Annotated in this window: 23 protein-coding genes and 1 riboswitch; of the genes, 14 read left to right on the top strand and 9 right to left on the bottom strand. The window is 68.4% G+C overall.

The features are described from left to right. Window positions 1-159: 159 nt before the first annotated feature. Entirely contained in the window at window positions 160-1,464 is a 1,305-nt protein-coding gene (locus JHC79_RS08785; RefSeq protein ID WP_296389789.1) for a reverse transcriptase family protein, read from the top strand. 63 nt (window positions 1,465-1,527) lie between these two features. Here JHC79_RS08785 and JHC79_RS08780 read toward each other — a convergent pair whose 3' ends face one another. Next, window positions 1,528-1,992: a tRNA (cytidine(34)-2'-O)-methyltransferase gene (locus JHC79_RS08780; protein ID WP_296389778.1), complete on the bottom strand. Its 465-nt coding sequence runs from the start codon at window positions 1,990-1,992 to the stop codon at window positions 1,528-1,530. An 80-nt stretch (window positions 1,993-2,072) separates the two neighbouring features. Between JHC79_RS08780 and JHC79_RS08775 the strand changes: the two genes are divergently transcribed. The 5 genes from JHC79_RS08775 to JHC79_RS08755 all read left to right on the top strand — a co-directional run bounded on the left by JHC79_RS08775 (window position 2,073) and on the right by JHC79_RS08755 (window position 6,229). After that, the gene (locus tag JHC79_RS08775; RefSeq protein ID WP_296389777.1) at window positions 2,073-2,861 is read left to right on the top strand and encodes a rhomboid-like protein; all 789 of its coding nucleotides are present in this window, start codon (window positions 2,073-2,075) and stop codon (window positions 2,859-2,861) included. After that, complete coding sequence (locus tag JHC79_RS08770) at window positions 2,858-3,448, top strand: pentapeptide repeat-containing protein (protein WP_296389776.1); 591 nt, start codon at window positions 2,858-2,860, stop codon at window positions 3,446-3,448. The genes JHC79_RS08775 and JHC79_RS08770 overlap by 4 nt, the downstream gene beginning before the upstream one ends. 26 nt (window positions 3,449-3,474) lie before the next feature. Then, on the top strand, window positions 3,475-4,347 hold the full coding sequence (locus tag JHC79_RS08765; protein WP_296389775.1) for a bifunctional methylenetetrahydrofolate dehydrogenase/methenyltetrahydrofolate cyclohydrolase: 873 nt from the start codon (window positions 3,475-3,477) through the stop codon (window positions 4,345-4,347). Next, window positions 4,344-4,685, top strand: a complete 342-nt coding sequence (locus tag JHC79_RS08760; protein ID WP_296389774.1) for a DUF3017 domain-containing protein — start codon at window positions 4,344-4,346, stop codon at window positions 4,683-4,685. The genes JHC79_RS08765 and JHC79_RS08760 overlap by 4 nt, the downstream gene beginning before the upstream one ends. Before the next feature lie 143 nt (window positions 4,686-4,828). Continuing rightward, window positions 4,829-6,229 (top strand): hypothetical protein, encoded by a 1,401-nt coding sequence (locus JHC79_RS08755; RefSeq protein ID WP_296389773.1) that lies wholly within the window; start codon window positions 4,829-4,831, stop codon window positions 6,227-6,229. Between the two features lie 22 nt (window positions 6,230-6,251). On the opposite strand, the gene JHC79_RS08750 is transcribed toward JHC79_RS08755, so the two are convergent. Together JHC79_RS08750 and JHC79_RS08745 are read right to left on the bottom strand one after the other, a co-directional pair. After that, on the bottom strand, window positions 6,252-7,382 hold the full coding sequence (locus JHC79_RS08750; protein WP_296389772.1) for a homoserine O-acetyltransferase: 1,131 nt from the start codon (window positions 7,380-7,382) through the stop codon (window positions 6,252-6,254). Between the two features lie 23 nt (window positions 7,383-7,405). Continuing rightward, window positions 7,406-8,749, bottom strand: a complete 1,344-nt coding sequence (locus JHC79_RS08745) for a bifunctional o-acetylhomoserine/o-acetylserine sulfhydrylase (protein WP_296389771.1) — start codon at window positions 8,747-8,749, stop codon at window positions 7,406-7,408. Between the two features lie 59 nt (window positions 8,750-8,808). Next, window positions 8,809-8,937, bottom strand: a riboswitch (SAM riboswitch). A 292-nt stretch (window positions 8,938-9,229) separates the two neighbouring features. Between JHC79_RS08745 and JHC79_RS08740 the strand changes: the two genes are divergently transcribed. The 5 genes from JHC79_RS08740 (at window position 9,230) to yhjD (ending at window position 15,084) form a co-directional block, all read left to right on the top strand. Beyond that, window positions 9,230-10,702 (top strand): PE-PPE domain-containing protein, encoded by a 1,473-nt coding sequence (locus JHC79_RS08740; RefSeq protein WP_296389770.1) that lies wholly within the window; start codon window positions 9,230-9,232, stop codon window positions 10,700-10,702. Window positions 10,703-10,865: 163 nt separating this feature from the next. Further along, window positions 10,866-12,119, top strand: a complete 1,254-nt coding sequence (locus JHC79_RS08735; protein WP_296389769.1) for an MFS transporter — start codon at window positions 10,866-10,868, stop codon at window positions 12,117-12,119. Between the two features lie 10 nt (window positions 12,120-12,129). Continuing rightward, complete coding sequence (locus JHC79_RS08730; protein WP_296389768.1) at window positions 12,130-12,957, top strand: exodeoxyribonuclease III; 828 nt, start codon at window positions 12,130-12,132, stop codon at window positions 12,955-12,957. Window positions 12,958-12,993: 36 nt separating this feature from the next. Continuing rightward, complete coding sequence (gene trpS, locus JHC79_RS08725) at window positions 12,994-13,995, top strand: tryptophan--tRNA ligase (protein WP_296389767.1); 1,002 nt, start codon at window positions 12,994-12,996, stop codon at window positions 13,993-13,995. Between the two features lie 45 nt (window positions 13,996-14,040). Beyond that, the gene (gene yhjD, locus JHC79_RS08720; RefSeq protein ID WP_296389766.1) at window positions 14,041-15,084 is read left to right on the top strand and encodes an inner membrane protein YhjD; all 1,044 of its coding nucleotides are present in this window, start codon (window positions 14,041-14,043) and stop codon (window positions 15,082-15,084) included. Window positions 15,085-15,098: 14 nt separating this feature from the next. Here the strand turns inward: yhjD and JHC79_RS08715 are convergent, their stop codons facing one another. The 4 genes from JHC79_RS08715 to JHC79_RS08700 all read right to left on the bottom strand — a co-directional run bounded on the left by JHC79_RS08715 (window position 15,099) and on the right by JHC79_RS08700 (window position 19,238). After that, window positions 15,099-16,400 (bottom strand): D-alanyl-D-alanine carboxypeptidase family protein, encoded by a 1,302-nt coding sequence (locus tag JHC79_RS08715; RefSeq protein ID WP_296389765.1) that lies wholly within the window; start codon window positions 16,398-16,400, stop codon window positions 15,099-15,101. A gap of 42 nt (window positions 16,401-16,442) precedes the next feature. Beyond that, a complete protein-coding gene (locus JHC79_RS08710) occupies window positions 16,443-17,246 on the bottom strand; it encodes an alpha/beta fold hydrolase (protein WP_296389764.1) in 804 nt (267 codons plus the stop codon). A gap of 145 nt (window positions 17,247-17,391) precedes the next feature. Further along, window positions 17,392-18,789, bottom strand: coding sequence for an aspartate aminotransferase family protein (locus JHC79_RS08705; protein ID WP_296389763.1), 1,398 nt, complete (start codon window positions 18,787-18,789; stop codon window positions 17,392-17,394). Continuing rightward, window positions 18,786-19,238, bottom strand: coding sequence for an Lrp/AsnC family transcriptional regulator (locus tag JHC79_RS08700; RefSeq protein ID WP_296389762.1), 453 nt, complete (start codon window positions 19,236-19,238; stop codon window positions 18,786-18,788). The genes JHC79_RS08705 and JHC79_RS08700 overlap by 4 nt, the downstream gene beginning before the upstream one ends. 109 nt (window positions 19,239-19,347) lie before the next feature. On the opposite strand from JHC79_RS08700, the gene JHC79_RS08695 reads away from it, so the two are divergent. The 3 genes from JHC79_RS08695 to JHC79_RS08685 all read left to right on the top strand — a co-directional run bounded on the left by JHC79_RS08695 (window position 19,348) and on the right by JHC79_RS08685 (window position 22,813). Beyond that, window positions 19,348-20,838: a gamma-aminobutyraldehyde dehydrogenase gene (locus JHC79_RS08695; RefSeq protein WP_296389761.1), complete on the top strand. Its 1,491-nt coding sequence runs from the start codon at window positions 19,348-19,350 to the stop codon at window positions 20,836-20,838. Window positions 20,839-20,843: 5 nt separating this feature from the next. Next, window positions 20,844-22,262, top strand: coding sequence for an FAD-dependent oxidoreductase (locus tag JHC79_RS08690; RefSeq protein WP_296389760.1), 1,419 nt, complete (start codon window positions 20,844-20,846; stop codon window positions 22,260-22,262). Between the two features lie 83 nt (window positions 22,263-22,345). Continuing rightward, on the top strand, window positions 22,346-22,813 hold the full coding sequence (locus tag JHC79_RS08685) for an SRPBCC family protein (RefSeq protein ID WP_296389759.1): 468 nt from the start codon (window positions 22,346-22,348) through the stop codon (window positions 22,811-22,813). An 18-nt stretch (window positions 22,814-22,831) separates the two neighbouring features. Here JHC79_RS08685 and JHC79_RS08680 read toward each other — a convergent pair whose 3' ends face one another. Both JHC79_RS08680 and JHC79_RS08675 read right to left on the bottom strand, forming a co-directional pair. Next, window positions 22,832-23,716: a universal stress protein gene (locus JHC79_RS08680; RefSeq protein ID WP_296389758.1), complete on the bottom strand. Its 885-nt coding sequence runs from the start codon at window positions 23,714-23,716 to the stop codon at window positions 22,832-22,834. Continuing rightward, window positions 23,706-25,220: an APC family permease gene (locus tag JHC79_RS08675; RefSeq protein WP_296389757.1), complete on the bottom strand. Its 1,515-nt coding sequence runs from the start codon at window positions 25,218-25,220 to the stop codon at window positions 23,706-23,708. The genes JHC79_RS08680 and JHC79_RS08675 overlap by 11 nt, the downstream gene beginning before the upstream one ends. Between the last annotated feature and the right edge of the window lie 142 nt (window positions 25,221-25,362).

Genomic DNA, 25,362 nt, shown 5'->3' with positions numbered 1-25,362 from the left:
ACGACCCGTCTCAGGGGTAACCCCTGGGTACACCTCACAGTTGGTCCCTGCGTCCGACGCCGTCGGGCACGCTGCGCGTGCTTCGCGGCGCCGCTTCACGAGTTGCCGGTCACCTCGTCCGCGGTCCATCACCACGCCATCGACGATCGTGGTGGGGTTCTGAGGGTGGAGGAGCCGGAGTTCTCGGTCGACGAGGCCGCCGAGATCGCCTCGTATGTCGATGCCCATCTCACCGGGTGGACCTGGCCGGAGATGCAGCGGGCCCTGATCGGCGCGGGCTTGACGGCGGAACTCGCCGACTCGGTGGGGCAACGACTGTTCGATGTCGACGCCGACGATGTCCTCAGCACTGCCGGCGACGACATCGAGACCCGGATCGTCGTGGCACTGCGCGGTTGGACGGTTACCCCTCCGGTGGTGGAACAGCCTCCGGCTCCTGCCGTTCTCGTGCTCTCCGAACCCGCGTCGACCGGCCGGGTCCTCGACGATCTCCCCGACATCTATGACGTCGAACGCCTGGCGCACTGGCTGAACTTCACGGTTCCCGAACTGGAATGGTTCGCCGATCGCGGTCGATGGCTACGCCACGCGCGAGAACCGTTGCGCCACTACCGGACGTTCCGCGTAGAGAAGCGGGACGGCTTCCGGGTCATCGAGGCCCCGAAGCCCCGCATGCGCGAGACCCAGCGACGACTGTTGCGCCGCCTCGTCGAGCGGATCCCTCCGCATCCAGCCGCTCGCGGATTCGTGCGCGGATCGTCGACGACCGCGTTCGCGTGGCCGCACACCGACCGTCCGGTGGTGCTACGAGTCGATCTGCGGCACTGCTTCGAGTCGATCGACGCCCGACGGGTCCGACGCGTGTTCTCCGGGGTCGGGTACTCCTCGGCGATCGCTCGGATCCTCACCGAACTGTGCACCACGGCAACACCGCCCGATGCGTTGCGCGGGCTCGACCCGATCCATGCCGGCCTCCTGCGCGAGCGACACCTCCCGCAGGGTGCGCCGACATCGCCGCACCTCGCGAATCTCGTTCTGCGCGGACTCGATCGCCGTCTGGCGGGATTCGCCGCACGCAACGACCTGCGATACACCCGCTACGGCGACGACCTCGCGCTCTCCGGCGATCGAATGGATGCCGATCGGGTGCTGTGGACCCTGCTCCGGGTGGTCGCCGACGAGGGCTTCACCGTGCACCCGGCCAAGACACGGGTCATGTACGCACACCAGCAACAGCGACTCGCCGGTCTCGTCGTCAACGACCACCCCCAGGTGTCGCGTGCCGACCACGATGCGCTGCGAGCGTTGCTGCACAACGCGATCCGCACCGGCGGTGAGGCGCAGAACCGCGATGGGCACGCCGATTTCCGGGCCCACGTGTACGGAAAGATCGCCTGGATCGGCGCATCGAATGCGGCTCGTCGAGACAAGCTCCTCGACATGGCATCCCGCGTCGACTGGTGACCCACCGGGCTGTCCACCACCGTCACCCGCCGAGCTGCGTGTCGCCACGGTCGAGCGTCGTGTTCAGACCGCGCCGTCGAAACCGTTCTGTCGCCAGGCCTCGTACATGACGATGCTCGCGGCGTTGGCCAGGTTCAGTGACCGCCTGCCGGCCAGCATGGGGATGCGCAACCGCTCGGTGACGTGGGGATCGCCGAGCACCTCGGCCGACAACCCGGTGGGCTCGGGCCCGAACAGCAACACATCGCCGGGTCGGTACCGCACCTCGGTGTGGAACTTCTCGGCGTGCGCGGTGAACGCGTAGACGCGTTCGGGGGCCAGCGCCGCCCAGGCGGCCTCCAGGTCGGCATGGACGGTCACCGACGCCATGTCGTGGTAGTCCAGGCCCGCGCGCTTGACCTTCGCCTCGGTCAGGTCGAACCCCATGGGCTCGACCAGGTGGAGTTCGCAGCCGGTGTTGGCCGCCAACCGGATCGCGTTGCCCGTATTGGGCGGTATGCGGGGCTCATGGAACAAAAGTCGGAACACAGGCGTCTACATTGCCTGACCACCTGTCATCCGCGGGTGCTCAGGGCAGGGATCGGCCGATCCCGTGAGGGGCGAAGATCATGACCGGTGTCCCGCGCGCAGGCGCGGCTGCCACATGGCGGTACGTGCGCTCGGCCCCGGGCACCTTCATCTGGTTGGCCATCCTGTTCGTCACCACGGTCATCGCGCATCGTGTCGGTCACGACCAGCTCACCCACATCCTGCAGAACCGTTCGACGAACCTGCGTCACCTGATGCACGATCCGTTGCCGAGCCTCTTCCGCAGCGCCTTCTGGATCGACGGCAACGGGTGGTTCGTCTACGTGCTGCCCTACGTGCTCATCCACGCCACCATCGAACGGTGGCTGGGCACCGCGCGCTGGCTGGCGGTCGTCGTCATCGCGCACGTCGGTGCCACCTACATCAGCCAGTCGGTCCTGCTGTGGGCGATCAACACCGGCCACGCGCCACAGAGCGATCTCAACGTCATCGACATCGGCGTGAGTTACGGACTCGCCGGGGTGGCCGGGATCCTGGTCTATCGCCTCCGCAGACCCTGGCGGTACGTCTACCTGACCGCATTGCTCGTGGTCGCCGCGACCCCGGTCGTCTGGCCGCTGATCAACGGCAGCCACGGCACCTTCACCGACATCGGACACCTGTGTGCCGTCCTGATCGGGCTTCTCTGCTTCCCGCTGACCCGTCTCGGCCGGTCGACGCCGCTGCGCGTCGAGTTGCCCCCGGTGTCCGCGCACATCGTCGAGCGCACCGATCCGGAGGTGAGCCTGCCGCCGGTCTCACCGCACCTGCTCGCGCGGACACTGTCGGGCGAGACCGTGTCGCCGCCCCGTGATGCACTGGGGACGTGACCGACCACATCGACGAATCGTTCGACGAAGCCGACCTGAGCGAACGACAGTTCGCCCACGACACCTTCGAGAACTGCACCTTCCGTGACGCCGACCTACGCGAGTTGGACACCGACACCGTCGTGTTCACCGACTGCGACTTCTCCGGCGCCAACCTCGCCGAGTCACGACACCGCCAGAGTGCGTTCCGCAACTGCACGTTCCGACACAGTCCGATGCCCGCCGCGGTGTTCTCCGACTGCAGCCTGATGGGGTCGACCTTCTCCGAGTCGCTGATGCGGGCGGTGAGCATGACCGACTGCGACCTCACGCTGGTGTCGCTGGGTGGTCTGAAGATGCACAAAGTCACGTTGCGCGGGTCCCGCCTGCGCGAGGTCAACCTGTCGGGCACGAGACTCACCGACGCCGACCTGACGGGTGTCGACCTGTCGGGGGCCCGTGCGGTCGGGGCCACGGTGACCGGCTCGGATCTGCGGGGCGCGCGGGTCGAGGCCACGTTCTGGCTGCAGGCGACGGTGACCGAGACCACCGTCGATCCGGCGCACGCAGTCGATTTCGCGGTGGCGCACGGGCTGAGGTTGGGCTGAGCGGGCCGGTCGGGGACACTGGTCGGGTGACTGCGACTGCACTCGACGGCAAGGCCACCCGCGACGAGATCTTCGTCGACCTGACCGAACGGGTGCGCGCACTCGGCGAGGCGGGCATCACGCCCGGCCTGGGGACGGTCCTCGTGGGCGACGATCCGGGATCACAGGCGTACGTGCGCGGTAAGCACGCCGACTGCGCGAAGGTCGGCATCGCCTCGCTACGGCGCGACCTGCCCGCCGACACCACCACCGACGAGCTCAACGCCGTCATCGACGAGCTCAACGCCGATCCCGCGTGCACCGGTTACATCGTCCAGCTGCCGCTGCCCGCGCACCTCGACGACAACGCCGCACTCGAGCGCATCGCCCCGGAGAAGGACGCGGACGGCCTGCACCCGATCAACCTGGGCCGGTTGGTCCTCGGGACCGAGTCGACGCTGCCGTGCACCCCGCGCGGTGTCGTGCACCTGCTCCGCCGTTACGACGTCCCCATCGCAGGTGCCCGCGTCGTGGTGGTGGGTCGCGGCGTCACCATCGGTCGTCCGATCGGTCTCCTGCTGACCCGACGCACCGAGAACGCGACGGTCACGTTGTGCCACACCGGAACCGCCGACCTGGCCTCGGAGGTGTCGCGCGCCGACATCGTCGTCGCGGCCGCCGGTGTCCCACACCTGATCACCGCCGACATGGTGAAGCCCGGCGCCGCGGTGCTCGACGTCGGTGTCAGCCGCACCGACGCCGGACTCGTCGGCGACGTCGCCCCCGACGTGTGGGAGGTCGCCGGGCACGTCTCGCCGAACCCCGGCGGGGTCGGACCGCTGACCCGTGCATTCCTGCTCGTCAACGTGGTGGAGCGCGCCGAGAAGCAGCTGGCCGCCGCACGGGCGCAGGCCCGATGACCCCGGATCGTCGCGCCGACGCCGACCGAGGCGACGTCGCGGTCACGTTCGGTCGGGCGCGGCGCATCCGCGCGATCGTGGTGCAGATCCCGTTCGTCATCGTCCTGGTCTTCGTCGCGGTGGCCGTGGTGTTCCTGCTGCTCGACCGCTGGCGCCGCGGCGCGTTCGTCTTCGGTGCCGGAGCGGTGCTGGCCGCGCTGCTGCGCGCCGTCCTGCCCACGTCACGAGTGGGATTGCTGCAGGTCCGCAGCCGGGTGTTCGATGTCGGGGCGATGGCCGCGGCAGGTGCGGCCATCCTCTGGCTGGCCACCTCGATCGACCCCCTGGGAACCGACTGAGGCGCTGCTCACGTCACAAAGATTGGTGCTCGCCGTGACCAAACTGTTACCGTTGACGTCATATGACTTCTGGTCCTGCTACCACCCTCGGTGTCTCTGCCGGTAACGGCATGATCCACTGTGCCCTCGTCACGGTGGACGAAGTGGGGCAGCGCTCGGTCGATTCGCGGGTCATCGACGTCGACCCCACCGATCGCCTGGACCGCGCGGGACGGGTCAACTCCGGCATCGATCTCATGCTCGACCGCGCACGCAGCAACAGCATTGCGGTGGGATCGATCGGAGTCGCGTGCCGCACCACCGCGCAGGGTCGCGAGATCGCGTCCCGCGGTGTCGGTCCGCGCCGCCAGATCCACCTCGTGGGAGACGCGGAGTCGGTGGCGCGCGCACTCGCCGAATCCGGTGAGATAGCAGCACATCCCGATGTGGTCGTCGTCGACTGCGGCGACACCGGTATGACCATGTTCCGTCTCGACACCACGACCGGTGCCATCTCCGACATCACCCGTTCGACCGCCATGTCCGGCTTCGCCCTCGATGCCGCGCTGGCCGATCAGGTGGCCGCGCAGACCAGTCCGATGACGTCGCGGGCCGGGTGGGCGGCCCTCGTCTCGGGCTGTCGTACGGCAAAAGAGGATCTCTCACAGGGTGATTCGACCACCTTTCAGGTCTCCGGGGTCGACCGCCAGATGTCGGTGGCGATGCTCGAGGCGGCGATCGACGCGATGGCCAAGTCGATGATCGCCGAGGTGACCGAGTTCGTCGACGGATCGTCGGTGCCCGTGGTCCTGGTCGGCGGGCTCGCCAACATCCCTGCGCTGCACGACGTCGTCGACCGCGACGGACCGACCGAGGTGATCCGTCCGCAGTCGCCGGAACTGCTGTGCGCCATCGGTGCCGCGCTGCTGGCCGGTTCGACCGCTGCGGCTCCACTCCGGCTGGCGTTCATCGGTGGACGACGCCACCGGGACTGGCTGTCCGCGGTACCACTGGCGATCGTCGGAGCCCTGCTCGCGGGCACGATGTTGACCGTCTACGCCGTGGGTGCGGCCCTCACCGGCAACTCGACACCGGAGGTGTTGACCCCCACCGGCCCGGCGTCCTCCGTCGTCGGCGAACCCACTGTCAACGTCGCCACCGCGACCTCGGCGACCGCGATCTCATCGGCACGATCTGTTGCCCCGGCACTCCCGGAGGTGTCGTCGACGACGGCTCGGGAGACAACGACCGAGGAGGCGCCCGTGGAGACCATCGCGCCACCGTCGCCCCGTGTGCCGAACCGACCCGGTTGGGCGACAACGGAATTGCCGACCACCATGCCCTCGTCGCAGGTTCCCACCTCGACGATCACACCGGAGACCTCCGCGCCGGCGACGAGTCCTCCGTCGATGCCGGGTTCCCCGTCGGGTTCGACGGATCCGTACTCGGGACCGGTGACACCACCGGGGGACGCACCGACGCGCACGCTGACCCCGTACCCCAATCCACTGAACCCGGTTCCGCGGTCGGCGCCGGGTACCCCCACCACCACGCCGGTGGGCTGAGGCCCCAGAGTCGACCGTGAGGTCAGCGGCGCGCGAGTTCCAACGTGCGCTTGAGGAGATCGGCGATGGCGTCGAACTCGGTCAGGAATCCGTCGTGTCCGTTGTCGGAGTGCACGATCTGCAGTCCGCCGACGCAACCGGGCATCTGTTCGGCCAGTTCGGCCTGAGTCCGCAGCGGGTAGAGCCGGTCGGAGGTGATACCGCCGACGACCACCGGGACGTGGCAGCCCTGCAGGGCGGCCCGGGTGCCACCGCGGTTGCGTCCGACGTCGTGGTGGTTGAGTACCTCGCTGAGCACCACATAGCTGCCCGCGTCGAACCGTGCGACGAGTTTGTCGGCCTGGTGTTCGAGGTAGCTCTGTACGGCGTACCGCCCACCGAGTAGTGGGTTCTCCTCGCCCTGGGGCTCATTGGTGAAGCGGCTGTCGAGTTCGGGTTCGGATCGGTAGTACATGTGCGCGATCCGGCGGGCGATGCCGAGGCCGGCGGTGGGGCGGTCCGGCGTGGAATGGTAATCACCACCGTGCCAGTGCGGATCAGCCTTGATCGCCGCGATCTGCGTCGTCTGAGTTCCGATCTGATCGGCGGTGGCCCGCGGTCCGACGGCCAGGATCAGCGCGCTGCGCACACGGTCGGGGTAGCCGATGACCCACTCGAGTGACCGTGCGCCGCCCATCGAACCACCGAGAACAGCGGCCACCGAGTCGATCCCGAGCGCGTCCATCAGGGCGACCTCGGCCCGGACCTGGTCGAGCACGGTGATGTGCGGGAAGCGTGAGCCCCAGATGTTGCCCTCGGAGTCGGGGGAGGAGGGGCCGGTGGAGCCGTTGCACCCGCCGAGCACGTTCGCAGCGATGACACACCACTCGTCGGTGTCGACCGCGCAGCCGGGACCGATCAGGCCGTCCCACCACCCGGGGGAGAGTTGACCGGGACCGGCCGGGCCGGTCACGTGGCTGTCGCCGGTGAGCGCGTGCAGGGCGAGGACGACGTTGTCGCGGTCGGGCGACAGGCGACCCCACCGCTGGAACGCCAGGGTGACGTCGTCGATGCGCTCCCCGTTGTCGAGAGAGAGCGGACCCACGGACACGCCGGTGAGCTGACCGTCCGGGAGGGTCTCCCAGTCGGATGTCGTCTCAGAGGGCGCAGACACCGAGAGTGTCCGTGGGTCGATGCTCACAGTTGGCCGGCCGCTCCGAATCCTGTCTCCAGATCGGCGATGATGTCGTCGATCCCCTCGATACCCACCGCGAGGCGTACCAGTCCCGGGGCCACACCCGCGGCGAGCTGCTCCTCAGGGGTGAGCTGTGAGTGCGTGGTCGAGGCCGGGTGGATGACCAGCGATCGGACGTCTCCGATGTTGGCGACGTGGCTGTGCAACGTCAACGCGTCGACGAACCGCTTGCCGGCGTCGACTCCGCCGACGATCTCGAACGCCACGATCGCGCCCTGACCCTTCGGGGCCAGCTCCTGGCCACGCCGGTACCAGTTCGACGACTCGAGTCCCGCGTACGCGACGTTCTCGACCTGAGCGTGGCCTTCGAGGAATGTCGCGACGGCCTGTGCGTTCGACACGTGCCGCTCGATCCGCAGGCTCAGGGTCTCGAGGCCCTGCGAGATCAGGAACGCGTTGAACGGCGAGATCGCCGCACCGGTGTCACGCAGCCACTGCACGCGGGCCTTGAGCGCGAAGGCCGGGGCGCCGAGGTCGGCGAACACGGCTCCGTGGTAGCTCGCGTCGGGCGTGGTGAACCCGGGGAACAGGTCGGCGCCGTCGCGCTGACCCCGCCAGTCGAACGTGCCGCCGTCGACGATCACGCCGCCGACCGCGGTGCCGTGGCCACCGAGGTACTTCGTCGCGGAGTGCACGACGATGTCGGCGCCGTGCTTGAGCGGCTGGATGAGGAACGGCGTCGCGACGGTGTTGTCGACGATGAGCGGGATCCCGTTCTCGTGGGCGACGCCGGAGACGCCGGGGAGGTCGAGGATCTCGTTGTTGGGGTTCGAGATCGTCTCACCGAAGAACGCGCGGGTGTTGGGCTTGACCGCCGCACGCCACGAGTCGAGGTCCTCCGGGTCGTCGACGAAACTGACCTCGATGCCGAGCTTCGGCAGCGTGTAGTGGAAGAGGTTGTAGGTGCCGCCGTAGAGCCGCGGGCTGGACACGACGTGTCCGCCGGTCTCGACGATGTTCAGGATCGAGTACGTCTCGGCGGCCTGCCCCGACGCCACCAGCAGCGCCGCGACGCCGCCCTCCAGCGCGGCGATGCGCTGTTCGACGGCGTCCTGCGTCGGGTTCATGATGCGGGTGTAGATGTTGCCCGGCTCGGCGAGTCCGAAGAGGTCGGCGGCGTGCTGGGTGTCGCGGAACGTGTACGAGGTGGTCTGGTAGATCGGCAGTGCGCGTGCCGAGGTGGCCGCGTCTGCGGTCTGGCCGGCGTGGATCTGCTTGGTCTCGAAGGCCCATTTCAGGGTGGGATCCTCGGGCTCGAGGGTGCCGTCGTAGGGGAGATCAGACATCGGAAGAAGCTCTCTTTCGGTCGGCCGGGCGACTGTGCCCGGTGTGGGTCCGACCTTCGGACCCGCGCTTGCCGTGGCCCCACCGCGTGCGGTGGACGTCCACAACCCGGTCAATCACCCGGAGCACCCCACCGCGGTTGGAGGGTTGCCGATCAGCAAGCCGGGGCTTGTCGCTGACACTCATGACCTGGCGTCAAGGATATAACACCGGGAATCGGCCGTTGGAAGGCTCTGACGCAGCCCGATCCCAACCGCCCGCCGCCTTGCATTCCGACGGTCGGGGAGGTCATGGGGGCGCGGGTCGCGACAACCTCACGCCGAGTCGAGAAGAATGTTAGCGAAAATACAATAAAAGCTTTCACATGAGCATTGTTGCGACAATTGTTCGCGCGTTCGGGTGATTTCCCACAATGACGCGAAGTCATATTCTCGAAAACCACGGGTGTTCGTGCCCGGCACCGTATGAAAGTGGTTTCCGACGTGAGAATCCTGCAGGCGCGACTCGCGATGGTTGTTCTGTCCGCGTCGATACCAGCGGTGTTGGTCCTGCTCCAGGCCGATGTGGCGTCCGCAGCGGGTGCCCAGGCCTCCACCTGTCCCTCAGCCGGAAAAGTGTTCATCGTCGACGGGACAAATGACGACCCATCGAATTACCACACCAGAGACATAGCGAGTCGCTACCCCGGTTACGACGTCGAACACGTGACCTATCCCGCCACGGTGTGGCCATTGGGTGCGACCTCCTATACGGCGAGCGCGGCCATCGGCCGTACAGCCGTGCACGACGGTGTGGTCACCTACCGGGCCACGCCCGGGTGTGCCGAGAGCCCGGTCGTCATCGTGGGGTACTCGCAGGGTGCGGCCATCGCCGGCGACGAACTGCACGCGCTCGCCACCGACCCACACCCGTCCGTCGCGACCCGGGACAGCCAGGGTGCCCCGATCGTGTCCGGTGAGCTGTACTCCGATCCGCGTCGCACCGGGGATGCACGAGGGCGCGGAGTCGAGGTGTCGATGATCGGCGTCATACCGGGCCTCGGTATGCGCGGACCGCGAGGGCCCGGCGGATACGGGGACATCCCCGTTCTCGACGTGTGTGTCGACGGGGACCCCATCTGCGATCTGCCCGACCCGCTGCACGATCCACTCGGCGCCATCGACGCCCTGCTCGGCTTCGGGACAAAACATTTCGAGTACACCCCGTACATGGCAGACCCGACGGAGCTGGGACACGGTGCCGCACCCACCGGGACCGTCCTGGTCGCCCGGCCCACGGCCATCTCCATTCTGCTGGCCGGCGTCGGGGTGCACGCCCTCGACGGTGTACCCACCTTCTACATCCCGCTCAGGTATCCCGAACTGGCGCGGTTTGCGCCGGTGGTTGCGTTCTTCCAGGCCAGGGGGCCGCAGTACCCGGAGCTGGGACACGGGGCCACGCTTCCCGATCTGCTGACGATCGGTGGCGCGCTCCGGGGCGACCCGGCAGCGCAGGCGCGGATGCTCGTCTCCCTTCGTGGGATCGCCCGGTTCCCGGTCCGGTTCGTCGCCGACTGGACCGCGGTCGTCCGGGCACGGCTGTCCGGCACCGTGATGCCCGTCGCATCGCGTACCGTCTCGGACTCCGGCGCCACGAGCTCCTCCGCCCCGCGCTCGGTTGCGTCGAGCACCACGCCGCGTCCGGTGGCGTCGCGTTCGGGTATGACCCCCGGCGCTCCGCTGCGGGGTGCGGTGCAGCGGCGCCTCGAAGACGTGCTCGCCGGGTTCCGGCCGTCACCCGCCCCGACCACCGCGACTCCGGCGCCGACCAGCACTCCGTCGACGTCCTCTCCACGCACGGCAACGTCATCGGGAACGACACCGAGCGCGACCGCGGCCCCCGATCCGACGCCCCCGACGCCGTCCGCCGCGGCATCGGATCAGGCGTCGGCCCCACATGAACCGGATGGCGACTGAGCCACCACCCCCCGACACGCACGTGGCATGTGAAGCAACTCACCCACCTCGTCGGAATCTTTCACACGCGGTCGGCCGTTGAGGTGACTCGTGGCGCCCGCCGGTGTGCGCCCACTCATCGCCAGCGGACCTGATGGTTCACCCCGTGTGAAAGGACTGCGCCATGGCCTCCGCGCCGCACACCGACGCCGACTCGTCTGCGAGCGTGGCCCGCACCCGACGGGTCGCGATCCTCGCGCTGGCCCTCGGCGGCTTCGGCATCGGCACCACCGAGTTCGTGTCGATGGGACTGCTCCCCAACATCGCCGGCTCGCTCGACATCAGCGAACCCACCGCCGGCCACGTCATCTCCGCCTACGCGCTCGGCGTTGTCGTCGGCGCGCCCCTGATCGCCGCCGCCACCGCGCGGATGTCGCGACGAACCCTGCTCATCGCTCTGATGGTCGCCTTCGTCGTGGGCAATGCCGCGACGGTGTTCGCACCCACCTACGGGACGCTGATGGCGGCGCGGTTCGTCGCCGGGTTACCGCACGGCGCCTACTTCGGTGTCGCGGCGTTGGTCGCGGCCCACCTCGCGGGTGCGGGCAGCCGCGCCAAGGCCGTCGGTCAGGTGATGATGGGTCTGTCGGTCGCCAACGTCGTCGGGGTCCCGGCCGCGACGTGGCTCGGCGACTCCCTCGGCTGGCGCACCGCATTCGGTGTCGTCGTCGTCATCGGACTGCTGACCATCGCCGCGCTGATCCGTTACCTGCCCACGCTGTCGGGCATGACGATGACCAACCCGATGACCGAGCTCGGCGCCCTCGCCCGTCCGCAGGTGTGGTTCACCCTGCTGATCGGCATCGTCGGCTTCGGCGGGATGTTCGCGTTCTACACCTACATCCACACCACGCTGACCGACGTCTCCGGACTCCCCGGGGGACTCGTCCCGATCGCGCTGATGCTGTTCGGGATCGGCATGGTCGTGGGCAACATCGTCGGCGGCGCACTCGCCGACCGCAACGTCGTCGGCACACTCGTGGCCGGACTGGTCTCGATCGTCGTCGCGCTCCTGGTGTTCGTGGCCGTGGCGGGCAACGCCTGGACCGCGCTGGTCCTGGTGTTCGTCGTCGGGGTGACCGGCTCGGCGTTGGTGCCCGCACTGCAGACCCGACTCATGGATGTCGCCGACGACGCGCAGACCCTGGCCGCCGCGCTGAACCACTCGGCGCTCAACGTCGCCAATGCCGGCGGTGCGTGGCTCGGTGGTCTGGTCATCGCGGGCGGGTTCGGCTACCGCGCACCGTCGGTGCTCGGGGCCGGGCTCGGTGTCGCCGGACTGATGGTGCTGGCCGTGGCGGTGTTCGCCCAGAGGCGCACCACCGGAAAAGCCAACTCCGTTGCGGCCGAGATCGATACGCCGGTGGGCGTCGGTTAGTCTCGCGGCCGTGCCCTTCACGATCACCACAGCGAACATCAACGGCGTCCGCGCCGCGGTCAAGGAACGCAATCCACACAACCCCGGCATGCTGCCCTGGTTGGGTGAACCGACGGGCTCGCGATTCGTGCTGATCCAGGAGATCCGCGCGACCGAGGAGCAGGCCCGCGAGGCACTGGCCCCGGCGCTCGAGGCCGGGTGGCACCTGTCGATGGACGACTCCTCGGTGAAGGGGCACGCCGGGGTCGGAGTGTTGAGCACCATCGCACCGGCCGCGGTGCGCCGGGGGTTCGGCAGCGACGAGTTCGACCACACCGGCCGATACCTGGAGGCGGATTTCGCCGCCGCCGACGACCGGCCCGCGCTCACCGTGGGGTCGCTGTATCTGCCGAAGGGTGCCGCCGACGGCCCGAAGCGCGACGACAAGTTCCGTTTCATGGACGCGTTCGCGGCGCACCTCGACACCGCCGCGCGCAAGCGCCGAGCGGTCGTCGTGGGCGGTGACTGGAACATCGCGCACACCGAGCGTGACCTCAAGGCGTGGAAGACCAACACGAAGAGTCCCGGGTTCCTCCCCGAGGAGCGCCAGTGGGTCGCCGATCTGCTGGGTGGTCGGTGGACCGATGTGGTCCGCGCCCTGTCCGGGGACGAGCCGGGACCGTATTCGTGGTGGTCATGGCGCGGCAAGGCCTTCGACAACGACTCCGGATGGCGGATCGACTACCACCTGGCCAATTCGACGGCGGCGAAACTGGCGACCTCGGCGCGCGTCGAACGGGCCGACGCCTACGACCGCCGCTGGTCCGACCACGCCCCGGTCACGGTCGAGTACGCGTAGAAACCTGTTTGTGCACGGATGAAAGAATCGTCAACCATGACCAGCGCACGGGTACTGTCCGGTATCCAACCCACCAGTGATTCGTTCCACCTCGGCAACTACCTGGGTGCGGTCCGGCAGTGGGTCGCGCTCCAGGACGACTTCGAGGCGTTCTATTTCATCCCGGACATGCACGCGATCACCGCGCCGCACGACCCGGCCGCGCTCCGCGAGCGCACCCGGGTGAGCGTCGCGCAGCTGCTCGCCGTCGGAGTCGATCCCGATCGCGCGACGATCTACGTGCAATCGCAGGTCCCCGAGATCGCCCAGCTCACCTGGATCCTGCAGTGCATCACCGGATTCGGTGAGGCCAGTCGGATGACGCAGTTCAAGGACAAGTCGGCCAAGCAGGGCAGCGACCAGTCCAGTGTCGGCCTGTTCACCTATCCGGTCCTGATGGCCGCCGACATCCTGGCGTTCCAGGTCGACCGCGTGCCGGTCGGTGAGGACCAGCGGCAGCACCTCGAACTGACCCGAAATCTGGCGCAACGCTTCAACTCCCGCTTCGGCGAGACGTTCGTCGTGCCGACCGCGCACATCGTCTCCGAGACGGCGAAGATCTACGACCTGCAGAACCCGACCGCGAAGATGAGCAAGTCGGCCGACAGCGATGCCGGGCTGATCAACCTGCTCGACGAACCGAAGCGGTCGGCGAAGAAGATCCGCTCCGCGGTCACCGACAACGAGCGCGAGATCCGGTTCGACGTCGAGAACAAACCCGGTGTGTCCAACCTGCTGTCCATCCAGTCCGCACTGACCGGCACGCCGATCGCCGATCTGGTGGCCGGGTACGAGGGCAAGGGGTACGGCGATCTGAAGGTCGAGACCGCTGACGTGCTCGTCGAGTTCGTCGAGCCCCTGCGCGGTCGGGTGGCCGAGCTGTTGTCCGACCGGGGCGAGATCGATGCGATCCTGGCCCGCGGCGCCGCCCGGGCCCGTGAGGTCGCCTCGCAGACGGTGGCGACCGCCTATGACAAGGTTGGATTCCTGAACTCGTAGAGACCACAGCGAGCCGACGTCCACGACCACAGCTGGGAGATCACCGTGGCTGACCCGACCGACGCCGACACCGAGAAGGGCCCGTCCTTCCTCGAGCGACAGCGGGCTCAGCGCCCGTGGTTGGACCATCTCGTGCGGGCCGGTGGCCGCTACCAGGACAGCAAGGGCGACTTCTTCGCCGCCGGTGCCACGTACTTCAGCATCCTGGCGCTGTTCCCGCTGCTGATGATCGGCTTCGCCGCCGCCGGCTTCGTGTTCGTGGCGAGCCCCGGTCTGCTCGACGACGCAAAGAACAAGATCGCCGACTCGGTGCAGGGCGACATGGGCAACCAGCTGCAGGACCTGATGGATCAGGCCATCTCGTCGCGAGCGTCGATCGGTGTGATCGGTCTGGTCCTCGCGGTCTACTCGGGCCTCGGGTGGATGGCCAACCTGCGCAACGCACTGACCGTGCAGTGGGGGACCGAGCCGCCGTCCTCGTCGTTCGTCAAGACCAAGCTCGGCGACCTCGGAGCGCTGCTCGGTCTGTTCGTCGCCCTGGTGGTGTCGTTCGGACTGTCCGCGCTCGCGGGGAGCGGACTGACGACGAAGATCCTCGAGCTGGTGAATCTCGACCACCTGCCCGGGGTGTCGGTCCTCGTCCGCGTGCTCTCGATCGTGGTCTCCCTCGCCGCCTCGACGATGCTGTTCACCTGGGTCATCGCCCGTCTGCCGCGGATCCCGCTGCCGTACCGCAACGCGGTCAAGGCGGGCCTGCTCACCGCGGTCGTCTTCGAGGTCTTCAAGTTCATCGCGACCTTCTACCTCAAGGGCGTCACCAGCGGTCCCGCGGGCGCGACGTTCGGTCCGATCATCGGCATCATGGTGTTCGCGTTCTTCACCACCCGCATCATCCTGTTCGCCACGGCCTGGGCGGCCACCGACGAGGCGAACGCGCGCTTCGAGCAGGCGGCGGTACCCGACCCGGTCACCATCGCGCCGACCGTGGTGGTCCGGCCGGAGCCGTCGCCGACCACTGTCGCGGCGTCGATGGCTGCCGGTGCGGTTGCGGCGCTGACGTTCTCCCGGTTCCGGTCGCGCCGGCGGTAGCTTCCCGGCGTGGTTCAGCGAGAGCGGCGGTTGACACGTACGGCCGCGTAGACCAGCCCGACGACCACGAGTACGCCGATGCCGCCGAACAGGAGTCGATCGGTCCAGTTCGAACCGCCGGGTCCGTCGGGGGACGAGGGGTAGGCCAGGTTCCCCGAACGGTCCGATCCGGACCCCGCCGTCGGCGTACTCGAGGAGCCGGCCTCGGCAGGACCCGACACCAGGGTGCCCACCGACGCCTGCGTGCCGGTGGCGAATCCGTAGTCGAGCAACGCCTTCGCCTGATCCCAGTACGAATCACCCGCCTCGTTGAGCCCGTACATCTGCACCACGATCAGACTCCGGCCGTCGCGTTCGACCGCGCCGACGAACGTCTTGCGGGCGTCGTCGGTGTAGCCGGTCTTACCGCCGATCGTCCCCGGGTACTGATCGAGCAGCAGTCGGTTCTGCGTCTGCATGAGATACCCGGGGTGGTCCTTGTCGCCGGGGACGTCGGCGAGTTTCGGATAGCCCGGGAACGGGGCGCTCACGTTCGACACGAGCTCGCGGAAGGTCGAGTTCTTCAGCGCCGCACGGAAGATGAGGGCCAGGTCATAGGGCGACGTGCTCATCCCGGGTGCGTCCAGGCCCGACGGCGACGCGGCGCGGGTGTCCTCGGCGCCGAGGTCGTGGGCCGCCTCGTTCATCTTGCCCACGGCGACGTCGTAGCCGCCGAGTTCGCGGGCGAGGGCGTTGGCGCAGTCGTTGCCCGACACCATCAGCAGGCCCTGCAACAGCTGTCGCACGGTGTAGGTGCCGCCGGGACCGATGCCGGCCGAATCACCCTCCATGCCGTAGTCCGCCCGCGTCCCGGTGACGACCTTGTCGAGATCGAGTTCGTCGAGCGCGACCAGTGCGAGCAGGGTCTTGATGGTGCTGGCCGGACGATAGCGGCCGTGCGGGTCCTTGGCGGCGAGGACCGCGCCCGACCCGGCGTCGGCGACGAGCCACCCGGCCGAGGTGATACCGCGAGGGATCGCGGTCGGCGACCCGGCCGTGACGACGCCGCACGCCGCCAGTCGGTCACCGCCGACCGTGGGATCGGGTACCGGCAGCGGCGCGGGGGCGGCCTGGCCCGGTGGCGGTACCTCCGAGGAGTCGACGGCGGACGCGGGTTGGGATCGGTAGGGACAGCTCTCGGTGTTCGGGGTGGACGGCGCGGCCACCCCGGGAGTCGTCAGAACCGGGTCGGCGTGGGCGGGTGCCCCGACCGCGACGCATGCGGCGACCACGACAGATGCGGCGAGAGCGCGAAGGGGGTGCGAGACCGGGGACATTGCTGTCGAAGGTACCTCGCGAAGGAACGCAAACCGGGAATATCAGGACCGTAGGAACTCCGCGGCCCGCCCGCCCCAGCCACGGATGGCGGCCGGGTCTTCGGCGATCTCGAGGGTCGCCGCGGCGAGGGCGTCGGCCAGCACCTCGGCCGTGCTCACCGGATGGCCGGGGTCGGTGGCCCACGGCAGGATCAATGTCGGATGCGTCAGCTCGGCGAGCTCCGCGGTGTCAGGGAGATCGGAGATGGCGGCGCCCCGCAGCACCGACGGCAGCACGTCGATGTTCACCGAGGGTCGTTTCGGTTCGTCGGCCCAACCGCCCGCGGTGAGGATCTCTGCCGGCGGTTGCTCGGCCATGGCCGTGACGAACGCGTCGATGCCGTACTGCTCCGCGATCGCCGCCGCAGCCAGATAACCCTCGACCTGCGCGGCCCGCGTCTCCCACGCGGTGGGCGGAATCGCCAACACCAGCCGTCGGAACCGGTCGGGACGTCGCAGCGCCGCCCACACGATGGTCGCCGTTCCCATCGACGCACCGATCGCGTCGACCGGGGTGTCCGGCGACACGGCGTCGATCAGGGCCAGGAGGTCGTCGGCCAGGGTCGTCCAGGCGTAGTCGGCCGGCTCCGGGCGGCCGGTGGACTCACCGTGACCACGCGCGTCGTAGCGCACCAGCATGGTGTCGCCGCCGTCGACCGGGGACCAGTCGAAGATGCCGTTCGCGTCCTCGTCGGCACGACTCGAGGTGAGGCCGTGGGCGGAGACGACCACGCGCCTGCCGTCGCCGGTCGGGGTCGGGGCGAACGCGAGGGCCGTCCCGGGCAGGGGGAGCTGGGCATCGGACATGGTCTCAGGGTAGGCGGAATACCGACGCGGGGACGTGGGTTGTACACCCATGACGGTGCCCGATTCACTGCCCCGGGTACCACCCCATTTGCCGCCACGAGCGGCCTTCTGCCGAGAGGCGCAATGGCGGGCACCGTCGCCTACTTCAGATCAGCGAATACGCCTCGGTGAGCACCGACCGCAGGATCTGCTCGATCTCGTCGAACTCCGACTGACCACACACGAGTGGCGGTGCGAGCTGCACCACCGGATCGCCCCGGTCGTCGGCCCGGCAGTACAGCCCCGCCTCGAACAGGGCGTGCGACAGGAACCCGCGCAACACCCGCTCGGACTCGTCGGCGGTGAACGTCTCCTTGGTCGCCTGGTCCTTGACCAGTTCGATCCCATAGAAATAGCCCTCGCCGCGGACATCACCGACGATCGGCAGATCCTTCAACCGCTCCAGCGTCGAGCGGAACGCGCCCGCGTTGTTCTTGACGTTGGCGTTGATGCCCTCGCGCTCGAAGATGTCGAGGTTGGCCAACGCCACCGCCGCCGAGACCGGATGGCCGCCGAAGGTGTAGCCGTGTGCGAACGAGGTGACGCCGTCGTCGAACGGCTCGAACAGACGATCGCTGGCGATCATGGCGCCGATGGGGGAGTAGCCCGACGTCATTCCCTTTGCGCACGTGATGATGTCGGGGACGTAGCCGAAGTCGTCGCACGCGAACATCGAGCCGATTCGACCGAACGCGCAGATCACCTCGTCGGAGACCAGCAGCACGTCGTATTCGTCGCAGATCTCGCGAACCCTCTCGAAGTACCCGGGTGGGGGCGGGAAGCACCCGCCGGCGTTCTGCACGGGCTCCAGGAACACCGCGGCCACCGTCTCGGGTCCCTCGAACTCGATGGCCTCGGCGATGCGGTCGGCTGCCCAGCGGCCGAACGCCTTCGGGTCGTCACCGTGTTCGGTGGCGCGGTAGATGTTCGTGTTGGGAACACGGAACGCGCCGGGGGTCAGGGGCTCGAAGTCCTGCTTCATCGCCGGGATCCCGGTGATGGCGAGCGCTCCCTGCGGGGTGCCGTGATAGGCGACAGCACGTGAGATCACCTTGTGCTTGTACGGCTTTCCCTTCAGCTTGAAGTATTTCTTGGCCAGCTTCCACGCGCTCTCGACCGCCTCGCCGCCGCCGGTGGTGAAGAACACGCGGTTGAGATCGCCGGGTGCGTAGTGGGCCAGGCGTTCGGCGAGTTCGATCGCGGGTGGGGTGGCGTAGGACCACAGCGGGAAGAACCCCAGGGTCTGGGCCTGGTCGGCGGCGGCGCGGGCGAGTTCCTCGCGGCCGTGGCCGACCTGCACGACGAACAGGCCCGAGAGGCCGTCGATGTAGCTGCGCCCGCGGTCGTCGAAGATCCGGACCCCCTCGCCGCGGGTGATGACCGGTGGGGTGATGCCCTCGCCATGGCGGGCGAAGTGCCCCCACAGGTGTCGGGCGCTGCGGGCCCCGAGGTCGGTTCCGGCCGCATCCGAGTCGGAACTGACGGGAAGTGGTGTCGTTGTCATCGGGTACCCCAGTTGTATTGCTGTTTGACGAGTTTCAGGTAGACGAGCGTCTCGGTGCCGGTCACGCCCGGTTGGGTGCGCACCTTCTGGTTGAGCAGTTCGAGCAGACCGTCGTCGTCCTCGCACACCACCTCGATCATGATGTCGAACGATCCGGCGGTCAGGACCACGTAGTCGATCTCGTCGATCTCGGCGAGCTTCTCGGCGAGCACGACGGAGTCGCCGGTGCAGCGGATGCCGATCATCGCCTGCCGGGCGAACCCCACCTGCAGGGGATCGGTGACCGCGACGATCTGCAGAACGCCACTGTCACTGAGCTTCTGGACGCGGTTACGTACTGCCGCCTCGGACAAACCGACCGACTTGCCCACCGATGCGTACGACCGACGACCGTCGGTCTGCAACGCCTCGATGATCTGTTTCGAGACGTGATCAAGGTCCTTGGTCACGTGGCAATGGTGACGGATTCCGTAGTTTTCCGCAAGAAAAGCCGTTGATTCGGTCGTTCGACACCCGCTTTCGTGGCGGATTCCGTCTTTGGTCGCTTACCATCAGGCCATGTCGACCACTCTGCCCGCAGGTTGGGTGTCCGGTGCCCCCTTCGTCGCCACCGGCGCCACGCACACCATCATCGACCCGGCGACCGACCGGCCGGTGGCACACATGGCGCTCGCGAGCACCGCCGATGTCGATGCCGCGGTCGCCGTTGCGCGGGCCGCCCTCCCCGGCTGGGCCGGTGCGACACCGGGTGAACGCAGCACCGTGCTCGGGCGCCTCGCGCGGCTCATCGAACGTGACGCCGACGCCCTCGCGGTCGAGGAGGTGTCACAGACGGGCAAGCCCATCCGTCTCGCCACCGAGTTCGACCTGCCCGGCGCCGTCGACAACACCGACTTCTTCGCCGGTATCGCCCGCAATCTCGACGGCAAGGCCAGTGCCGAGTACTCCGCCGACCACACCTCGTCGATCCGACGCGAGGCGATCGGTGTCGTCGCGTCGATCACGCCGTGGAACTATCCGCTCGGCATGGCGGTGTGGAAGGTCATGCCCGCGTTGGCCGCCGGTTGCACCGTGGTGCTCAAGCCCGCTGAGCTGACCCCGTTGACCACGATCACCCTCGCGCGTCTCGCGACCGAGGCCGGTGTGCCCGACGGGGTGTTCAACGTCCTCACCGGGACCGGAGCGGAGGTGGGTGCACATCTCGCCGGACATCCCGGCGTCGACGTCGTCACCTTCACCGGCTCGACCGGAGTGGGGCGACGCGTGATGGCGGCGGCGGCCACGAACGGCACGCGCGTACAGCTCGAGCTCGGCGGCAAGGCACCCTTCGTGGTGTTTGGCGACGCCGATCTCACCGCCGCTGTGCACGGTGCCGTCGCGGGGTCGCTGATCAACTCGGGGCAGGACTGCACCGCCGCCACCCGTGCGATCGTCGCCCGGGATCGCTACGACGACTTCGTCGCCGGGGTGGGGGAGCTGATGGCCCGGGTCCGCGTGGGCGACCCGTCCGACCCCGCCACCGACATGGGGCCGCTGATCTCCCGGGCGCACCGTGACAAGGTCGCCGCGATGGTCTCTCGCGCCGCCGATTCCGGGATCCGGGTGATCACCGGGGGATCGGTGCCCGACGGGCCCGGCGCCTTCTACCCGCCCACCCTGCTGGCCGACGTCGGCGAGGACGCAGAGGTCTACCGTGACGAGGTCTTCGGGCCGGTGCTCACCGTCAGCGCGTTCGATGACGACGACGACGCGATCCGACGCGCGAACGACACCGATTTCGGCTTGGCGGCATCGGCGTGGACAACGGACGTCTACCGCGCGCAGCGTGCCGGTCGCGAGATCCACGCAGGCTGCGTCTGGATCAACGACCACATCCCCATCGTCAGCGAGATGCCGCACGGCGGGTTCGGAGCATCGGGTTTCGGCAAGGACATGTCCGCCTACTCCCTCGACGAGTACCTCAGCGTCAAACACGTCATGAGCGACATCACCGGTGTGGCCCGCAAGGACTGGCACCGCACGGTGTTCACTCTGCCGAGAGACGAGTGACCGCGATGTCGGCATGGCTCGAGACCTCGACGACCCGAGGGGCCGCGATGGTGTCCGGCGCGATCCGGGCCCCGTTCTGGCTGGACCGTCCCGAACGGCCCACCGCGCGTCCCGGTCTCGACGGCGACACCGACGCCGACCTGCTCATCGTCGGCGGTGGCTTCACCGGGTTGTGGGCCGCGGTGCAGGCCGCGGAGGAGAACCCGGACCGACGGATCCTGCTCGTCGAGGGGGCCCGAATCGCCGACGGCGCATCAGGACGTAACGGTGGCTTCTGCTCGGCAAGCCTCACGCATGGACTGGCCAACGGGGTGGCGCGGTACCGCGACGAGTTGCCGACCCTGCTGCGCCTCGGTGTCGAGACCCTCGACGCCATCGAGACGACCCTGGGGCGCCTCGGCATCGACGCCGACGCCGAACGCGTCGGCGAACTCGACATCGCGAACTTCGACTGGCAGGTCGACGACGTCCGCGAACACGTCACCGAGGCACTGCTCCACGATCAACCGGCCACCTTCTACGACCGCGACGAGGCCAGGGCGAAGGTCGACTCGCCGATGGTCGCCGCTGCCGCGCACGATCCGAACGTGATGATGGTGGACCCGGCCAAGCTCGCCTGGGGGCTGGCCACCGCGGCCGAGCGGCTCGGCGTCCGAATCGTCGAGAACACCGAGATCCTGTCGCTGCGGCGACGGAAGGATTCGATCCGCGCACGGACTGCCGCCGGCACCGTCACCGCCGACCGCGTGATCGTGGCGACCGCGGCCACACGACCGCTGCTCCGGCGCAACCGGTGGGCGATGGTCCCGGTGTGGGACTACGTCCTGATGACCGAACCGCTCACCGCCGATCAGCGCGCTGCCATCGGATGGTCGGGTCGGGAAGGTCTGGCCGACAGCGGTTCCCGGTTCCACTACTTCCGCCTCACCGCCGACGACCGCATCCTGTTCGGCGGATGGGACGCGGTCTACCACTACGGTTCCGACCACGACCCCCGCCACGCCTACGACGACGCCGAATTCGCACTGCTCGCCGACCATCTGCTCCAGATGTTCCCGCAGCTCGACGGCATCGGTATCAGCCACGTCTGGGGCGGGGCCATCGACACCTGCTCTAGGTTCTCGGCCTTCTGGGACAGAAGTATGGGCGGGCGTGTCGTGTCGGTGCTCGGCTTCACCGGACTCGGTGTCGGCGCAGCGCATTTCGGGGCGCGCACCGCACTCGACCTCATCGACGGCCGGGACACCGAGCGCACGCGTAGCGCCATGGTGCGCAGCCGTCCCATCCCGTTCCCGCCGGAACCGTTGCGGTGGTTGGGCATAACCATCACCCGCAAGGAGTTCGCCCGGTCGGACCGACGGAAGGGGCGGCGCGGACTGTGGCTGCGCGCCATGGACGCCGTCGGACTGGGATTCGACAGTTGACCGCTCCGCGATCGGATTCGACAGTTGACCGCTCCGCGATCGGATTCGACATCTGAATGTCGCCATCGCGTACCGTGGATCACATGAGCAATCAGACGAGTATCACGGTCGAGCGTCTCATCGACGCGTCCGCGAAGGACATCTTCGAGATCCTGTCCAACCCGAAACGCCACGTCGAACTCGACGGCTCCGGTTTCGTCCGCGGGGACGAGAACGGCGAGCGGATCAGCAAGGTCGGCGACGTGTTCACCATGAACATGGACGGCCCGCACATGGGCGGCGAGTACAAGACCGACAACCACGTCAGCGGCTACGCCCACGACAAGTTGCTCGCGTGGAAGACCGCCCCCGCGGGCACCGAGCCTCCCGGGTGGGAGTGGCTGTGGGAGCTCGAGCCCCAGGGGCCCGACGCAACGCTGGTGCGCCAGACCTACGACTGGTCGAACGTGACCGACAAGGAACTGCTGAAGCAGATCTCCTTCCCGCTGGTCAGCGAGAAAGATCTCGAGGACAGCCTCGGACGTCTCGCTGCGGCGACCACGGGCGCATAGCGCCCCGCCGCCGGGAACTCATACGCCCGACTTCGGGACCACGATGATCGGCGCGGTGGTGCCGCGCAGGATGCGTGCGGCGGTGGATCCGAGGAACGCGCGGCTGGGCGGTCCGAGTCGGGCCGAGCCGACCGCGACGATGTCACCCTCGGTCCAGCGCAGCATCTCCATCGCCTCGTCGAGCGTGTCACCCTCGGCGACAACGGATTCGATCTTCTGCGTCGTCTCGGCGCCGTCGCGCGCCTCGTCGAGGATCGCCGTCGCCGCCGCGACGTGGCGTGCACGGGTCTGTGCCGAGGTCTCCGAGTCGGCCAGCGGCCCGTCGTCCAACGACACCAGTGACACCAGGCGGATCGACATCCCCGCCTCCTCGGCCAGGGACAGTGCGAACGGCAGCGGGTTGTCGCCGCGGGTCGTCGTGGGCACCGCCACGGTGACCGACGTCAGCGGGACGTCCGCGCGGTCGGAGTAACCCCGCGGGGCCAGAGCGACCGGCAGCGGGGAGCAGTGCACCAGTTCGGAACTGATCGAACCGAGGGTGTGTCGACCGAACAGTCCGTCCCGCGTCCCGCCCACGACGATCATCTCGGCGCCCGTGGCGGCGGCGAAATCGATCAATCCCTCCGTGAACGACTCGGCCACCGGCGCGTGCAGTTCCACGCCGAGGGCCTCGGGTACGAGCTTGGCCCCCTGAGCCAACCACTCCTGCGCCCGGGCGACGAGCATGTCCTGGTACGCCGCGCGGCCGGGAGTGCCGTCGGGTTCCTCGGATCGGACGACGCAGACGAGATCGACCGCGGCGCCGGTTGCCTCGGCCAGCGCGACGGCGAGAGCGACCCCGTCGTCGCCGGACTGCGTGGCGAGATAGCCGACGGTGATTCGGGAGCGGGCGTCAGTAGACATCGGGGACCTTGACCTCGGTGGTTGCGTTGAGGGTCTTGCCGCGGAAGAAGTCCTTGCCGCCGGCGACGCACAGCAGCATCAACGGGATCCCCAGGACCAACATGCCGACTCCGAGGATGAACACCCCGCCGATCCCGCCGAACGAGGTCGACCCGTAATCGGGGGCGATCATGTCGATCGAGCTCTGCACGAACGCCCACGTCATCGCGAGCGCGCCGAGCAGGGGGAACAGTCCGCGCATGAAGAAGTTGCGGGCCGAGGCGAACAACGTCCGGCGGAAGTACCAGACGCACGCGTAGGCGGTGATCCCGTAGTAGAACGCCACGGCCAGGCCCAGTGACGACACGGAGTCGCCGAGGGTGTCCTCGCTGGCGAGGGCCAGGACCAGATAGAAGAACAGGGCCGCCGCGCCCATGACCGCGGTGCCGAACGCCGGTGTCATGTACCGCGGATGCACCCGCGCGAACCGCTGCGGGATCGCCTTGTAGACGGCCATCGACAGGGTGCCGCGAGCGGTCGGCAGGATGGTGGACTGCGTGGACGACAGCGCCGAGATCGACACCGTGAGCAGCAGCAGAGACGACATCACCACGCCGGCGACCGGGTCGCCGAGGATCGTCAGGACGTCGTCGGTGTTGTCCGGGTTGTTGAGGCCGATGCCGGTGTCGCCGAAGCCTGCGAACGACTGCACGGCGTAGGCCACCAGGACGTACGTGCAGACCAGGATCAGGGTGGTGAGCACCGCGGCACGACCGGGCGTCTTCGTCGCGTCCTTGGTCTCCTCACCGACGGCCAGACACGCATCCCAGCCCCAGTAGATGAAGATGCAGAGAATGATGGCCGCGGCCAGTTCCGAGGAACTGACTCCGCTGGGCCACAACCAGTCCCAGCTCGGGGTGATGGCCTGCGGGCCCGCCTTGTCGAAGCCGACCTTGACCAGTGCGATCACGCTGGCGACGATCAGGACACCGAACTGCACGGCGATCAGGACGTTCTGCATACGTTCGCTGATCAGGATGCCGCGGATGCTGACCCACGTCATCGCGATGATGAAGATGCAGCCCACGCCGACCTTGACGAGCAGGTTGTCGGCCAGCGACTCGAGTCCGAGGAACTTGAACATGTAGATGGCCGCGATCTCGGCCACGTTGGCCAGCACGATGATCGCCGAGACCGCGAGGCCCCACCCGCCCATCCAGCCGATCCAGGGCCCGAACGCCTTGGTCGCCCACGTGAACGTGGTGCCGCAGTCGGGGGTGTCCTCACCGAGTTCGCGATAGGCGAAGGCGATGAGCAACATCGGGATGAAGGCGAGGACGAACATCGCCGGGGCTTTGGTCCCCACCTCGGCGACGACGTACCCCAGGGTGGCGGCGAGGCTGTAGGCCGGTGCGACCGCCGACAGCCCGATCACCACGTTCCCGACGAGCCCCAGGGATCCCGCTCGGAGTCCTTTGTCGGACGACGGTGCCGGCAGCATGGACACCGGCTTTGATACGGCCATGGGCCGACACTACGATTTCCGCACCCAGTCCGCGCTCGAACGACGGATTTGTTTTCGATGCGGTAACACGGCGACTGATTCAGTCGTTTTTACCCGCGCTAACCGCCGGTCGGCTCGATCAACCGTGCCGCACCATGGTGCG

The sequence above is a fragment of the Williamsia sp. genome, from assembly GCF_016462415.1.
In the GTDB taxonomy this organism is placed as follows: domain Bacteria; phylum Actinomycetota; class Actinomycetes; order Mycobacteriales; family Mycobacteriaceae; genus Williamsia_A.
Note: the sequence above shows the minus strand (reverse complement) of the source record. Positions and strands in the feature narration are given on the sequence as shown.

Bases quoted from the DNA above. Each gene is read 5' to 3' on its own strand.
- JHC79_RS08680 (WP_296389758.1), bottom strand. From the start codon at position 23,716: ATGTCTACTGACGCCCGCTCCCGAATCACCGTCGGCTATCTCGCCACG.
- JHC79_RS08775 (WP_296389777.1), top strand. From the start codon at position 2,073: ATGACCGGTGTCCCGCGCGCAGGCGCGGCTGCCACATGGCGGTACGTG.
- JHC79_RS08715 (WP_296389765.1), bottom strand. From the start codon at position 16,400: ATGTCCCCGGTCTCGCACCCCCTTCGCGCTCTCGCCGCATCTGTCGTG.
- JHC79_RS08695 (WP_296389761.1), top strand. From the start codon at position 19,348: ATGTCGACCACTCTGCCCGCAGGTTGGGTGTCCGGTGCCCCCTTCGTC.
- JHC79_RS08710 (WP_296389764.1), bottom strand. From the start codon at position 17,246: ATGTCCGATGCCCAGCTCCCCCTGCCCGGGACGGCCCTCGCGTTCGCC.
- JHC79_RS08735 (WP_296389769.1), top strand. From the start codon at position 10,866: ATGGCCTCCGCGCCGCACACCGACGCCGACTCGTCTGCGAGCGTGGCC.
- JHC79_RS08760 (WP_296389774.1), top strand. From the start codon at position 4,344: ATGACCCCGGATCGTCGCGCCGACGCCGACCGAGGCGACGTCGCGGTC.
- JHC79_RS08690 (WP_296389760.1), top strand. From the start codon at position 20,844: ATGTCGGCATGGCTCGAGACCTCGACGACCCGAGGGGCCGCGATGGTG.
- JHC79_RS08745 (WP_296389771.1), bottom strand. From the start codon at position 8,749: ATGTCTGATCTCCCCTACGACGGCACCCTCGAGCCCGAGGATCCCACC.
- JHC79_RS08705 (WP_296389763.1), bottom strand. From the start codon at position 18,789: ATGACAACGACACCACTTCCCGTCAGTTCCGACTCGGATGCGGCCGGA.
- JHC79_RS08685 (WP_296389759.1), top strand. From the start codon at position 22,346: ATGAGCAATCAGACGAGTATCACGGTCGAGCGTCTCATCGACGCGTCC.
- JHC79_RS08675 (WP_296389757.1), bottom strand. From the start codon at position 25,220: ATGGCCGTATCAAAGCCGGTGTCCATGCTGCCGGCACCGTCGTCCGAC.
- trpS (WP_296389767.1), top strand. From the start codon at position 12,994: ATGACCAGCGCACGGGTACTGTCCGGTATCCAACCCACCAGTGATTCG.